A 13,020-nucleotide genomic window follows, 5' to 3' on the forward strand; every position below is an offset into this window, starting at 1 on the left:
GAAAGTCCCGTCACTCGGGCCGGGGCGGATCGAGGAGGTCGCGGGGAGCTGGTTTCATGAGGTGCATGAGGCCTTACGACGCGTTTCTGCTGATCTCCTTCGGTGGCCCGGAGGGCGAGGACGAGGTCATCCCGTTCCTGGAGAACGTCACCCGCGGGCGCAACATCCCCCGCGAACGGTTGGCGGAGGTCGGTGAGCACTACTTCCTCTTCGGTGGAGTGAGCCCGATCAACCAGCAGTGCCGGGACCTGCTCGCCGCGGTCACCGCCGACTTCGAATCCCACGGCATCGACCTGCCGATCTACTGGGGCAACCGGTTCTGGGAGCCGATGCTCACCGACACTCTGGAGCAGATGCGCAAGGACGGTGTGCGCCGTGTGCTGGCGCTGCCCACCTCCGCCTACTGCAACTGGTCCAGCCGGACCGCCTACCACGAGGACATCGAGCGCGCCCTCGCCGCGCTCGGTGAGGACGCCCCCGAGGTCGACCTGATCCGCCCGTTCTACGACCACCCCGGTTTCGTCGGTCCCCTGGCGCAGTACACCCAGGAGTGCCTGGAGCGACTCCCCGAGGAGCAGCGCGAGGGGGTGCGCCTGCTGTTCTCCGCGCACTCCATCCCCACCGCGATGGCCGAGGCCAGCGGAGGTCCGGGTCAGGGCTACGGGGAGGCGGGCGCCTACGGGGCCCAGCTGGCCGAGGTGGCGCGCCTGGTGGTGGAGCGCCTGGACCGCGCCTACCCCTACGAGCTCGTCTACCAGAGCCGCAGCGGCCCGCCCAGCCAGCCCTGGCTGGAGCCGGACGTCAACGACCGGATGGAGGAGCTGGCCGCCGAGGGCGTCCCCGCCGTGGTGGTCGTCCCGCACGGGTTCGTCTCCGACCACATGGAGGTCAAGTTCGACCTCGACGTGGAGGCCCGCGACACCGCCGCGAAGCTGGGGATCGGCTACGAGCGGGCGCTCAGCCCCGGCACGCACCCCGCGTTCGTGTCGATGGTGACCGAGCTGGTGCGCGAGTACACCGGCCGCACCGAGGAGCGGCGGCTGACCTCCCTGCCGCCCTGTGCCGAGGGCGGCGGCCAGTGCTGCGCGCAGCGCTGACCCCCACCCGGTAGCCCGGGACCGCGCCCCCGGACGGGTCACCCCCGCACCGGCGCGGTTCGCGCCGGCGGGGGACCGGTCTCAGGTTCCGAGCGCGAGGTAGTCCGTGGTCCGGACGATCTCCTCACGCTCGGCGAACGACGCGAGTGAGTCCGCGACGGCCGAGCTGTCTCCGTCGCGGACGATCGCCGCCAGCACGTCCTCGCAGGCCCTGATCACCGCCCGCTGGAGGTCGGAGGGGATGATGACGAGGCGGTACCCCAGCTCGGCCAGGCGTTCCCGGGGCACGACCGGGGTCTTCCCGCCGTGGAACATGTTGATCAGCTTGGGCCCGGGGACCTCCCGGGCGATCAGCTCGATCTGCTCCACGCTCTCGGGGGCCTCGACGAAGATGACGTCGGCCCCGGCGTCCCGGTAGGCGCGCGCACGCTCCAACGCGGCGTCCACCCCCTCCGAGGCGATCGCGTCCGTGCGGGCGATCACGACCAGGTCCGGGTCGCTCCGCGCGTCCAGCACCGCGTGGAGCTTGCCCACCATCTCGCCGGTGGGCACCAGCGACTTGTCGTCCAGGTGACCGCAGCGCTTGGGGAAGGTCTGGTCCTCCAGGTGCAGCCCGGCCACGCCCGCCCGCTCGAAGAGCCCCACAGTGCGGACCGCGTTCACGGCGTTGCCGAACCCGGTGTCGGCGTCCGCGATGACCGGGAGCGACGTCACCGCCGTGATCTGGGCCAGCCGGTCAGCGACCTCCGTCACCCCCAGCAGGCCGATGTCCGGCACCCCGTGGCCCCGCGCGATCGCACCGCCGCTGGCGTAGACCAGCTCGGCGCCGCTCCGTTCGGCCAGGCGGGCGGTGAGCCCGTCGAACACCCCCGGGGCGACGTGGGTGCCGTCCCCCTCGACCAGTGCGCGCAGCCGTGTGGTCGCCCTCATTTCCCGGGCCCCTCTCCTCGTCTCCAGGGCGTGGTCCGGTCGGCGCACGCCCTGGATACCGCTTGTATACAATCTGGTCAGAGCTTGGACCGGCAGGATGGACGATGTCAAGCGGCGTGGTCGGACGGCGCCGGGCCTCCGGCACGGACCCGGGAGGAGCACGGGTGGGACAGGGCGATCTGGTGTACGGGCGGCTGCGCGAGGAGATCGTGGAGTGGGAGCTGCCCCCGGGCACCCACCTGAACGAGACCCGCCTCGCGGAACGCCTCGGCGTGTCCAGGACACCCCTGCGCGAGGCGCTGCACCGGCTCACCCGGGACGGCCTGGTGCGGATCAGCCCCGGCCGGGGTGCCTTCGTCACGGAGATCGCCCTCCGGGACGTCGTGCACCAGTTCCAGATGCGCGAGGCCCTGGAGGCCTACGCGGTCCGGCTGTGCGCCCGCGCCGAGGAGCGCGCCGTGTTCGCGGAGCTGGAGCGGCGGTTCCTGGAGTGGTGCTCCCGGTTCGAGGACGGTTCGGGGGTCGACGACGCCGACTACTACGCCCTGACCGAGCGCCTGGACGCCGAGGTCTCCGAGGGCGCTGCCAACCCCTACCTGGCGGACTCCCTCACCTCCGTCCGCCAGCACCTGCGGCGGCTGCGCCGCGTCGCGCGCCGCACTCCCGCCCGCATGGCGCTGAGCGCCCGCGAGCACGCCCTGATCTGCGCCGCCGTGAGCGAGGGTGCCGAGGAGAGGGCGGCGCGGGCCGCGTCCGACCACGTGAACAACAGCCTCCGCCACATCCTGGGCGTCATGGGCGGTGGAACGGAGGCCGCCTCCTGAGGATCCCGTCTCCCGGGCGCCCCCCTGTCAACAATGTTGACCGCCTCTGAGGTGGGGTGATTCAGGTCACCGGGAACGGTAGGGTCGGCTCAGACCACAAGTCGACCTTTTCGGGAGTAACTGTCTTGGTTCGTTCCTGGTATGAACTTCCAGAATACGTCCGTCTGCGTCGCGTGAACGGGCTGCGCCTGTCCCCCGACGGCACCCGCCTCGTCGCGCCCGTCAGCGACATCGCCCCTGACGCCAAGTCCTTCCGCAGCGCGCTGTGGGAGATCGACGTGGCCCCGGAGTCCGAGGGCGGGAGCGCCCCCCGACGCCTGACCCGCTCCACCAAGGGCGAGTCCAACGTCGAGTTCCTCCCCGACGGCTCGGTGCTCTTCACCACCGGCCGGGTCGACCCCGAGGCCAAGGGCGAGGACAAGCCCAGGTCCGCCCTGTGGCTGCTGCCCGCCGACGGCGGCGAGGCCCGCCAGGTCGCCTCCCGGCCCGGCGGCGTCGGCGCCTTCACGGTCGCCCGTGACTCCGGACTGGTCGCCTTCACCAGCAACCTCCTGCCCCGCTCCGAGGACGCCGAAGCCGACGCCGAGGCCAGGAAGGCCCGCGAGGAGGCCGGGATCACCGCGATCCTCCACGAGGCGCTCCCGGTCCGCTCCTGGGACAGCGACATCGGCCCCGACCACCCCCGCGTCTTCACGGCCACCCCGCCGGAGGACGACGACGCCCGCCTCGGTGAACCCCGCGACCTCACCTCCGACGCGGGCCTGTCCCTGCTCGGCTCCGCCCCCGAACTGACCCCGGACGGCTCCACCCTGCTCACCGGCTGGTCCGTGCCCACCTCGGGCGGGGCCCGCCGGGACGAGGTCGTCGCCATCGACACGGCCTCCGGCGAGCGCCGCACCGTCGTCGGCGGCCCCGACACCGTGTACGAGTTCGGCGGCCCCCTGGTCTCGCCGGACGGCACCAGGGTCCTCACGCAGGCCAGCACCGAGGGCAGCTACGACGGCGAGCCCCGCGACGCCACGCTGTGGATCACCGACCTGGCCACCGGTGAGGGCCGCGACCTGCTGCCCGAGCACGAGCTGTGGCCCCGGGACTACGCGTGGTCGGCCGACTCCGGCACGGTCTTCCTCATCGCGGACCAGAACGGTCGCCGCCCGGTCTTCCGCCTGGACGTGGCCACCGGCGAACTCACCCGGATCACCGGCGACCACGGCGCCTACAGCGCCCTGAACCCGTCCCCGGACGGCCGCCACGTCTTCGCCCTCCGCGACGCCTGGGACGCCCCGCCCACCCCGGTCCGCCTGGACGCCGACGCCACCGACGGCCAGCCCGCGTACCTGCGCACCCCCGGCTCCGAGCTGACCATGCCGGGCACCCTCACCGAGATCGAGACCACCGCCGACGACGGCACCCGCGTCCGCTCCTGGCTGGTGCTGCCCGAGGAGGCCTCCGCCGAGTCGCCCGCCCCGCTCATGCTGTGGGTGCACGGCGGCCCCTACATGAGCTTCAACGGCTGGTCCTGGCGCTGGAACCCGTGGATCCTCGCGGCCCGCGGCTACGCCGTCCTGCTCCCGGACCCCGCGCTGTCCACCGGATACGGCCAGGACATGCTCCGCCGCGCCTGGGGCCAGTGGGGCCCGCGCACGCACGCCGACGTCATGGCCATCACCGACGCCGCCGAGGCCCGTGAGGACATCGACGCAGAGCACACCGCCATGATGGGCGGCTCGTTCGGCGGGTACATGGCCAACTGGATCGCCGGGCACACCGACCGTTTCAAGGCCATCGTCTCGCACGCCTCCCTGTGGCAGCTGGACGGGTTCAGCGGCACCACCGACTACCCGCCGGTCTGGGAGAGCGAGTTCGGCACGCCCCTGGCCCAGCCGGAGCGCTACCAGCTGAACTCGCCGCACCTGCACGCGGACAGGATCCGTACGCCGATGCTGGTCATCCACGGTGACAAGGACTACCGGGTGCCGATCGGGGAGGGGCTGCGCCTGTGGCGCGACCTCCTCCTGCACGAGGTCGACGCCAAGTTCCTGTACTTCCCGGACGAGAACCACTGGATCCTCACCCCGGGCAACGCGCAGGTCTGGTACGAGACGATCTTCGCCTTCCTGGACCACCACGTCCACGGCAAGGAGTGGATCAGGCCCGAGCTGCTCTAGGCCGTCGGCGGACGCCCGCCCCGGCTCCCGCCCGCGACACACGCGGACGCGCCCCTGGGAGGGTCCCGGCACACGCCGGGGCCCTCCTCCGCCGTTCACGGCGGCCGCCGTCCGCCGCCTCCGGCGGGAGCGCGGGCGCCGCATAGAGTTCGGGTGCGGACGCTCCGGGCACGACGGACCCGGGGGCCACGAGCGGAAGGGCACCCGTGACCACCATCCAGTCCCCCCACGATCCGGAGAAGCTGCGGGACCTCGCCGTCGCTGTCGCGGCCGAGGCCGGAGAGCTCGCGGCCAAGGGGCAGGAGGGCATCACCGTCCTGGACACCAAGTCCAGCCCCACCGACGTCGTCACCGAGATGGACCGCGCCACCGAGGACCTCGTCCGGGACCGGCTGCTCGCGGCCCGACCGCACGACGCGGTCCTCGGTGAGGAGGGCGGAGGGGTCGAGGGGACCAGCGGGGTGCGCTGGGTCGTCGACCCCATCGACGGCACCGTCAACTACCTCTACGGGAGCCCCGACTGGGGCGTCGCCGTCGCGGCGGAGATCGACGGCGTGGTCGTGGCGGCCGCCGTGCACCTCCCCGCGCACGGGCAGATGTTCGACGCCGTCCTGGGCGGCGGGTCCCGGCTCGACGGGCGGGACCTGTGCGCCCCCGAGACGGTCCCGCTCGACAGGGCGCTGGTCGCGACCGGCTTCGGGTACTTCCCCGAACGCCGCCTCCAGCAGGCCAGGGTGCTCACCGAGGTGATCCCGCACATCCGCGACATCCGCCGGGTCGGCTCGGCGGCGGTCGACATCACCGGCCTGGCCACCGGGCGCTACAACGCCTACTACGAACGCGGACTCCACCTGTGGGACTGGGCCGCGCCCGGGCTGGTCGCCAGCGAGGCCGGCCTGCGCGTGGGGGGACCGCACGGGGGACCGCCCAGCAACGACCTGGTGATCGTCGCCCGCACCGGCCTCTACGAGCGGCTCGACGCCCTCCTCGCGCCGCTCGGCGCCGACACCGACGGCTGACCCGGACACGGGAACGCCCCGGGTGCCGGTGGCACCCGGGGCGCGGGGGAGACGGGGTCGCGACCCCTCACGAGGAGGTGGCGCGCCCCGCCCCGACGTAGCCTGCCCCGGACCCCTCAGGGGGGGCGGGGGACGGCGTCCGCCGCTCCGTTCAGGAGTGGGCGTCGACGCCGTTGCGGGCCGCGATGCGGTAGAGATCCTCCAGCTCCGACGCGTGGGTGTCGGCGAGGAACTCGTCCCCGGCGTCCCTCGCCGATTCGAGCGACCGGTAGGTCTCGTTGATACGGACCTTGATCTCCGCCATGAACTCGCCCATTGCACCTCTTCCAGGGGTAGGCACCGGGGCATGGTGGCGCCCCGGCACAATCCGTATGCGCACGCCTGCGCGTGCGCACGAATCGAAGACGTCACGACCCTGTGACATGCGTGCCCGTCGCGGTCCGGGGCGGTGCCCGGTGTCCACGCGTGCGTCTCCTACCTCTACCGCACTGTGATCCAGGTCAAACCCCCGCCCCCCGCGTGTGACGGATCCGTGATTCCCCGGCGGGCGAGGGGGCGCTTCCGTAAGATGAAAAAGCGCCCCTCAGTGGGGCACGGGGCGGTCGGCGCTCCGAAGGCGGCCGCGCCCGCGTGGCCTCCCGGTCAAGTGACGGTAAAGAGTGTCGCAAGACACATTTTCCGAACAGGCCTTGTGCTTACTTGTTTCTTATTCTTGATGTGTCAGATTTGAGATGTGCGGGGTTGAGCCGTCGCCGACGGTTGGGGGATTCGCCGGCGGCGGCCGCCCCGTGCACAGTAGGGGGAGCCGCGAGGCTCCCGGCCCAGCGCCCGTGGCACACGGGGGCGAGGGGACAGAGGAAACCCGAGGGTTTACCGTCTCCTTACCTCCACTGTGAAAGAACGGTTGACGCGGCCGGGACCAAGAACGCCGCTGCCGGTGTGTTGGGGGATGCGCCGGCAGCGGCCCCCTTTTTGTTTCCAGACACCGAAGCTCCAGAAGGACTACCTTGCGCGTACTCGTGGTCGAAGACGAACGGGTCCTGGCCGACGCCGTCGCGGTCGGTCTGCGGAGGGAGTCCATGGCCGTGGACGTCGTCTACGACGGCGACACCGCCCTGGAGTACACCTCGGTCAACGACTACGACGTCGTCGTCCTGGACCGCGACCTCCCCGGTACGCACGGCGACGACGTCGCCCGCTCCCTGGTCACCGACAGCTACAACGGCCGGATCCTGATGCTCACCGCCTCCGACGGTGTCGAGGACAAGGTCGAGGGGCTCACCCTCGGGGCCGACGACTACCTGGCCAAACCCTTCGCCTTCGCCGAGCTCATCGCCCGCGTGCACGCCCTGGGACGGCGCTCCGCGCCCCCGCTGCCGCCGGTGCTGGAGCGGGGCGGCATCACCCTGGACCCGGCCAACCACCAGGTGCACCGCGACGGCCGCGAGGTCTCGCTCACCCCCAAGGAGTTCGCCGTCCTCCAGGTGCTCATGCGCGCCCAGGGGACCGTGGTCAGCGCGGAGGGGCTGCTGGAGAAGGCCTGGGACGAGAACGCCGACCCGTTCACCAACGTCGTGCGGGTCACCGTCATGACCCTGCGCAAGAAACTCGGTGACCCACCGGTCATCCAGACCGTTCCGGGGGCGGGGTACCGCTTGTGAGACCGGGGGAGCGACCGGAACCGGGACAGGTCGAACCCACGCGTCCCGGCGACACCGGGACCTGGCGCAGCCTGAACTCCGTCGCCCCGAGCGGGGACGGTGCCGAACGCTCCTCCGCGCACACGACCGTGCACGCCACGGTCCACCGCTTCACCGACAACCTCAGCCTGCGCGCCCGCCTGACGCTCATCTACGGGATGCTGTTCTTCGCGGCGGGCTCCCTGCTGGTCCTGGTCAACTACCTGGTCGTCGCGGTCCTGCTCAACGCGCTCCTGGCCGAGGAGAGCCCGGCGGAGCTGATCGAGAACAGCCACTACATCGAGCAGGTCCTCACCCACGTCACCCGGTTCTCCCTGCTCGCCCTGTTCCTCGTGGGCCTGCTCGCCGTGGCCCTGGGATACGCCGTGGCGGGCCGCGCGCTGTCGCCGCTCCAGAAGATCACCCGCATCGCCCGAAGGCTCTCCGAACGCTCCCTGCACGAGCGCATCGCCCTGTCCGGGCCCGACGACGAGATCCGCGAGCTCGCGGACACCTTCGACGGCATGCTCGAACGCCTCGACCGGGCCTTCGACGGGCAGCGGCGGTTCGTCGCCAACGCCTCCCACGAGCTGCGTACGCCCCTGGCGATCAACCGCACCCTCCTGGAGGTGGCCCTGAGCGCCCCGGACGTCTCACCGGACCTCAAGACCGTCGGTCAGACCCTCCTGGAGACCAACGCCCGCCACGAACGCCTCATCGACGGCCTGCTGTTCCTGGCCAAGAGCGACCGCGAGCTGGAGTCCAAGGCCAGGGTCGACCTGAGCGAGGTCGCCGGGACCGTCCTCAGCCAGCTCTCCGGCTCCATCGACGAGTCGGGGCTCTCCCTGCGCCAGGACCTGCGGCCCGCCCCGGTGGTCGGTGACCCCGTGCTGCTGGAACGCCTCGTGGCCAACCTGGTCGAGAACGCCCTCAAGTACAACGTCGACGAAGGCGAGATCACCGTCCGCAGCGGCATGTACGAGGGGATGCCCGCCGTCCAGGTGGAGAACTCGGGCAAGGTCATCCCCGCCTACGAGATCGAGGGCCTGTTCGAACCCTTCCGGCGCGGTTCCGGCGACCGCGTGGGATCGGGGCGCAGCGCCGGTCTGGGCCTGTCCATCGTGCGTTCGGTGGTACGCGCCCACGCGGGCGTGGTGACCGCGTGGCCGCGCGCGGGCGGCGGTCTGGTCGTCACGGTGTGCCTGCCCGTGCCTTCGGGTAACGGGACGGAGAACGCCGAACGTCGCTAGAGGTGGGGGCCGAGCTGCGTACCGCTCCGCTTCGTGGTATCTATACGTGTCCGAAGACACGCCCACCCCTGTCACGAGTGTCGACCTGCGGTGGGTATGCTTCCCCGGGCGTGGACACGGAGGGAATCCCTCCTGACGTGGGCATGTCTGGGTTTTCGCCCGTACTCGGGGGAGTGCTCCAGGCTGGTCCGGCATGTGGGCGCAAGCGTGTTTTCGGGTCTACGAGACACCCGGTGTCGGGTAGTACCGCAGGGAACGACCCGTGAGGGGCCACCCAACCTTGGCCGCCTCCGGTCACGATCCCGTCGAAGTGCTGCTGACCTGTGGACTGTGACCCGGGAGGGGGCACGGTCGGACGACACCGGAAAACTCGTCGGCCGATTCGGGCACAACTAAGGTCTCTCAAGCGTTACACCCGCGCGACGAGGCACTAAACGAGGGGGATGGAGTTAGCAGAGATGGCGACCGACTACGACAGCCCGCGCAAGACTGACGAGGACATCAACGAGGACAGCCTCCAGGAGCTGCAGGCGCGGCGCGTGGACAAGGGCACCGGCACCATCGACGTCGACCCCGACGAGGTGGCGGAGGGCATGGAACTGCCCGGTGCCGACCTGTCCGGTGAGGAGCTCGCCGTGCGCGTGCTTCCCCGCCAGGCCGACGAGTTCACCTGCTCGCGCTGCTTCCTGGTGCACCACCGCAGTCAGCTCGCTGAGCAGCGCGCCGGTCAGCTGGTCTGCAAGGAGTGCGCCTGACACTGGCGGCGACGGTTCCTAGACCGACACTCCACGGTATCCGAGGACGCTGAGGAGTACGGGCCCAGGACCCGATCGACCGTCGGACGGTGGCTCGCAGAACGACGGTGGACGGCCGACCGCACGTGGGTTGGACCCATGTGGTGGGCCGTCCACCGTCGTCGCGAGATGCCCGGCCGGGCGGGGCTCAGACCTCCAGGTCCCGCCCGCCGGAGCCGACCAGCTGCTTGCGGGCGGCGCGGACGGCCAGCACTCTGGCCACCTCGACGCCCACACCCGCCACCACGGCCCAGCCGAGGGCACGCCCGAGGCTGACGTCCGGGGACTCCAGGTCCGTGGGCGGTTCCTCACCGGTGGCGCGCGTCCACGCGAAGGTCAGGGCCTTGCGTGTGACGAACTCGGCCGCGAAACCCGCGACCATGCCGATGATGACCGGTGCGACCTCACCGTCCTTCTTTGCCATGTGAATCGTTCACCGTTCCCTAGTGCGTACGATGGTGCGCGCGGACGCGCGACGTCCGCTGGGGGAATCCTTTCACGCTGGCCCTCACGCCCGCAGCGGTGGCCGCCGTCACGGCCCGCCCCGTCGTCCCTGCCAGGGGCGGAAAAGCGGGACGACCAGGGTGCGCGGAGGGCTAATATTGCCCGCATGACCAACCGCTCTCATTCCTTCCGCATGCCCGACAAGCCTTCGCTGGACGGTATCGAGGCGAAGTGGGTGGACGTATGGGATGAGTCCGGCGTCTACCACTTCGACCGGACCCGCAGCCGCGAGGACGTCTACTCGATCGACACGCCGCCGCCCACGGTCTCGGGCTCGCTGCACATCGGTCACGTGTTCTCCTACACGCACACCGACACCGTCGCGCGCTTCCAGCGGATGAACGGCAAGGCCGTCTTCTACCCGATGGGCTGGGACGACAACGGCCTGCCCACCGAACGCCGCGTCCAGAACTACTACGGCGTCCGCTGCGACCCCTCGGTGCCCTACGACCCGGACTTCCAGCCGCCGCAGAAGCCCGACCCCAAGCGGCAGATCCCCGTCTCCCGCCGCAACTTCATCGAGCTGTGCGACATCCTCACGGTCGAGGACGAGAAGGTCTTCGAGTCCATCTGGCGCCGTCTGGGGCTGAGCGTCGACTGGCGGCACACCTACGCCACCATCGACGGCAACTCCCGCGCCGCCGCCCAGCGCGCCTTCCTGCGCAACCTGGCCCGGGGCGAGGCCTACATGTCGGAGGCGCCCACCCTGTGGGACGTCACCTTCCGCACCGCCGTCGCCCAGGCCGAGCTGGAGGACCGCGAGCGTCCCAGCGCCTACCACAAGGTCGCCTTCCACAAGCCGGACGGCACCCCGGTCCACATCGAGACCACCCGCCCCGAGCTGCTGGCCGCCTGCGTCGCCCTGGTCGCCCACCCCGACGACGAGCGGTACAAGGACCTGTTCGGCACCACGGTGACCACCCCGGTCTTCGGTGTCGAGGTCCCGGTGCGGGCGCACCACCTCGCCGACCCCGAGAAGGGGTCCGGCATCGCGATGATCTGCACCTTCGGTGACACCACCGACGTCACCTGGTGGCGCGAGCTCCAGCTGGAGACCCGCCCCATCATCGGCTGGGACGGCCGCGTCATCGCGGACCCGCCCAGGGGGGTCGACTCCGACGCCGCCCGCGAGGCCTACGCCAGGCTGGCCGGGGCCACGGTCCACACCGCGCGCGAGCGCACCGTCGAACTCCTCAAGGAGAGCGGCGACCTCGTCGGAGACCCCAAGCCCATCACCCACCCGGTGAAGTTCTACGAGAAGGGCGACAAGCCCCTCGAGATCGTCACCACTCGCCAGTGGTACATCCGCAACGGCGGCCGGGACGAGGACGTGCGCGCCCAGCTCATCGAGCGCGGCCGTGAGCTCACCTGGCACCCCGAGCACATGCGCCAGCGCTACGAGAACTGGGTCGAGGGCCTCAACGGCGACTGGCTGATCAGCCGCCAGCGCTTCTTCGGCGTCCCGTTCCCGGTCTGGTATCCGCTGGACGCGGACGGCAACCCGGACTACGACGCTCCGCTGCTGCCCTCCGAGGACCAGCTGCCGATCGACCCCAGCTCCCAGGTGCCCGCCGGGTACACCGAGGAGCAGCGCGGCCGGGCCAACGGGTTCATGGGCGACCCGGACGTCATGGACACCTGGGCGACCTCCTCGCTCTCCCCGCAGATCGCCTCCGGCTGGGAACGCGACCAGGACCTGTTCGAGCGGGTCTTCCCGATGGACTTCCGCCCGCAGGGCCAGGACATCATCCGCACCTGGCTGTTCTCCACCGTGGTCCGCGCCCACTTCGAGAACGACAGCCTGCCCTGGAACACCACCGGCATCTCCGGCTGGATCCTGGACCCGGACCGCAAGAAGATGTCCAAGTCCAAGGGCAACGTCGTCACCCCGGTGGCCCTGCTGGAGAAGTACAGCTCCGACGCGGTCCGGTACTGGGCCGCCAGCGGCCGCCTGGGCACCGACACCGCCCTGGACGAGGGCCAGATGAAGGTCGGCCGCCGACTCTCCATCAAGATCCTCAACGCCAGCAAGTTCGTCATGTCGGTCGCCGGTGAGAACGCCACCACCGACCCGGCCCAGGTCACCGAACCCCTGGACCGGGCCATGCTGGCCGCGCTCGCCGACGTGGTCGAGGAGGCCACGACGGCCTTCCGCTCCTACGACCACACCCGGGCCCTGGAGCGCACCGAGCGCTTCTTCTGGGACTTCTGTGACGACTACCTGGAGCTCGTCAAGACCCGCGCCTACGACACCGAGTCCGCCGAGGGCGCCTCCGCCCGCGCCGCGCTGCTCATCGCCCTGGGTGCCCTGCACAAGCTGTTCGCCCCCTTCGTCCCCTTCGTCACCGACGAGGTCTGGAGCTGGTGGCAGGACGGCTCGGTGCACGCCCAGAGCTGGCCCGACGCCGCCGAGTACCGCGCCGCGGCCGCCGGTGGCGACCCGGCCGTCCTGGCCGCCACCGCCGAGGTGCTGCGCGCGGTCCGCAAGGCCAAGTCGGAGGCCAAGCTGTCGATGCGCGCCGAGGTGGACCTCGTCCGCGTCTCCGGCAAGCAGGCCGAGTCCGCCCGCGCGGCCTCCGGCGACATCGCCGCCGCCGGTCGCGCCGCGGGGATCGACTTCGCGACCACCGACGACGGTGATCTCAGCGTCGAGGTGACCCTGGCCGAGGCCGCCGAGTAGCCGACACGGGCGAAGACACCCCCGGGGGCGGGTCCGAACACGATGCGGACCCGCCCCCGTCGTTCCGGCACGCTG

At 71.2% G+C, this 13,020-nt stretch carries 11 protein-coding genes; 8 read left to right on the forward strand and 3 right to left on the reverse strand.

Features of this window, described 5'->3' with window-relative positions:
* Nucleotides 1–65: 65 nt before the first annotated feature.
* A complete protein-coding gene (locus AC0VYM_RS12635; protein ID WP_475462391.1) occupies nucleotides 66–1,097 on the forward strand; it encodes a ferrochelatase in 1,032 nt (343 codons plus the stop codon).
* 81 nt (nucleotides 1,098–1,178) lie between these two features.
* Here the strand turns inward: AC0VYM_RS12635 and AC0VYM_RS12640 are convergent, their stop codons facing one another.
* Nucleotides 1,179–2,027, reverse strand: a complete 849-nt coding sequence (locus AC0VYM_RS12640; RefSeq protein ID WP_475462394.1) for an isocitrate lyase/PEP mutase family protein — start codon at nucleotides 2,025–2,027, stop codon at nucleotides 1,179–1,181.
* 164 nt (nucleotides 2,028–2,191) lie between these two features.
* Between AC0VYM_RS12640 and AC0VYM_RS12645 the strand changes: the two genes are divergently transcribed.
* The 3 genes from AC0VYM_RS12645 to AC0VYM_RS12655 all read left to right on the forward strand — a co-directional run bounded on the left by AC0VYM_RS12645 (nucleotide 2,192) and on the right by AC0VYM_RS12655 (nucleotide 6,038).
* The gene (locus AC0VYM_RS12645) at nucleotides 2,192–2,851 is read left to right on the forward strand and encodes a GntR family transcriptional regulator (RefSeq protein WP_475462396.1); all 660 of its coding nucleotides are present in this window, start codon (nucleotides 2,192–2,194) and stop codon (nucleotides 2,849–2,851) included.
* Nucleotides 2,852–2,976: 125 nt separating this feature from the next.
* Nucleotides 2,977–5,019 (forward strand): S9 family peptidase, encoded by a 2,043-nt coding sequence (locus AC0VYM_RS12650; RefSeq protein WP_475462398.1) that lies wholly within the window; start codon nucleotides 2,977–2,979, stop codon nucleotides 5,017–5,019.
* A 206-nt stretch (nucleotides 5,020–5,225) separates the two neighbouring features.
* Nucleotides 5,226–6,038: an inositol monophosphatase family protein gene (locus AC0VYM_RS12655; RefSeq protein ID WP_475462400.1), complete on the forward strand. Its 813-nt coding sequence runs from the start codon at nucleotides 5,226–5,228 to the stop codon at nucleotides 6,036–6,038.
* Between the two features lie 151 nt (nucleotides 6,039–6,189).
* Here the strand turns inward: AC0VYM_RS12655 and AC0VYM_RS12660 are convergent, their stop codons facing one another.
* The gene (locus AC0VYM_RS12660) at nucleotides 6,190–6,354 is read right to left on the reverse strand and encodes a hypothetical protein (protein WP_378739480.1); all 165 of its coding nucleotides are present in this window, start codon (nucleotides 6,352–6,354) and stop codon (nucleotides 6,190–6,192) included.
* A 691-nt stretch (nucleotides 6,355–7,045) separates the two neighbouring features.
* Here AC0VYM_RS12660 and AC0VYM_RS12665 point away from each other — a divergent pair.
* From AC0VYM_RS12665 to AC0VYM_RS12675, 3 genes are all read left to right on the forward strand, one after another.
* Nucleotides 7,046–7,699 carry a response regulator transcription factor gene (locus tag AC0VYM_RS12665; protein WP_475462402.1) on the forward strand — a complete coding sequence of 218 codons (654 nt, stop codon included), beginning with the start codon at nucleotides 7,046–7,048 and terminating at the stop codon, nucleotides 7,697–7,699.
* Entirely contained in the window at nucleotides 7,696–8,967 is a 1,272-nt protein-coding gene (locus AC0VYM_RS12670) for a sensor histidine kinase (protein ID WP_475462404.1), read from the forward strand. The genes AC0VYM_RS12665 and AC0VYM_RS12670 overlap by 4 nt, the downstream gene beginning before the upstream one ends.
* 458 nt (nucleotides 8,968–9,425) lie before the next feature.
* The gene (locus AC0VYM_RS12675; RefSeq protein ID WP_013153901.1) at nucleotides 9,426–9,722 is read left to right on the forward strand and encodes a DUF4193 domain-containing protein; all 297 of its coding nucleotides are present in this window, start codon (nucleotides 9,426–9,428) and stop codon (nucleotides 9,720–9,722) included.
* A gap of 187 nt (nucleotides 9,723–9,909) precedes the next feature.
* Here the strand turns inward: AC0VYM_RS12675 and AC0VYM_RS12680 are convergent, their stop codons facing one another.
* Nucleotides 9,910–10,185 (reverse strand): DUF4235 domain-containing protein, encoded by a 276-nt coding sequence (locus AC0VYM_RS12680; RefSeq protein WP_475462406.1) that lies wholly within the window; start codon nucleotides 10,183–10,185, stop codon nucleotides 9,910–9,912.
* Nucleotides 10,186–10,371: 186 nt separating this feature from the next.
* Here AC0VYM_RS12680 and valS point away from each other — a divergent pair, with 186 nt between their 5' ends.
* Nucleotides 10,372–12,945, forward strand: coding sequence for a valine--tRNA ligase (gene valS, locus AC0VYM_RS12685; protein ID WP_475462407.1), 2,574 nt, complete (start codon nucleotides 10,372–10,374; stop codon nucleotides 12,943–12,945).
* Nucleotides 12,946–13,020 lie beyond the last annotated feature (75 nt).

Source organism: Nocardiopsis sp. iso_237 (assembly GCF_056173345.1).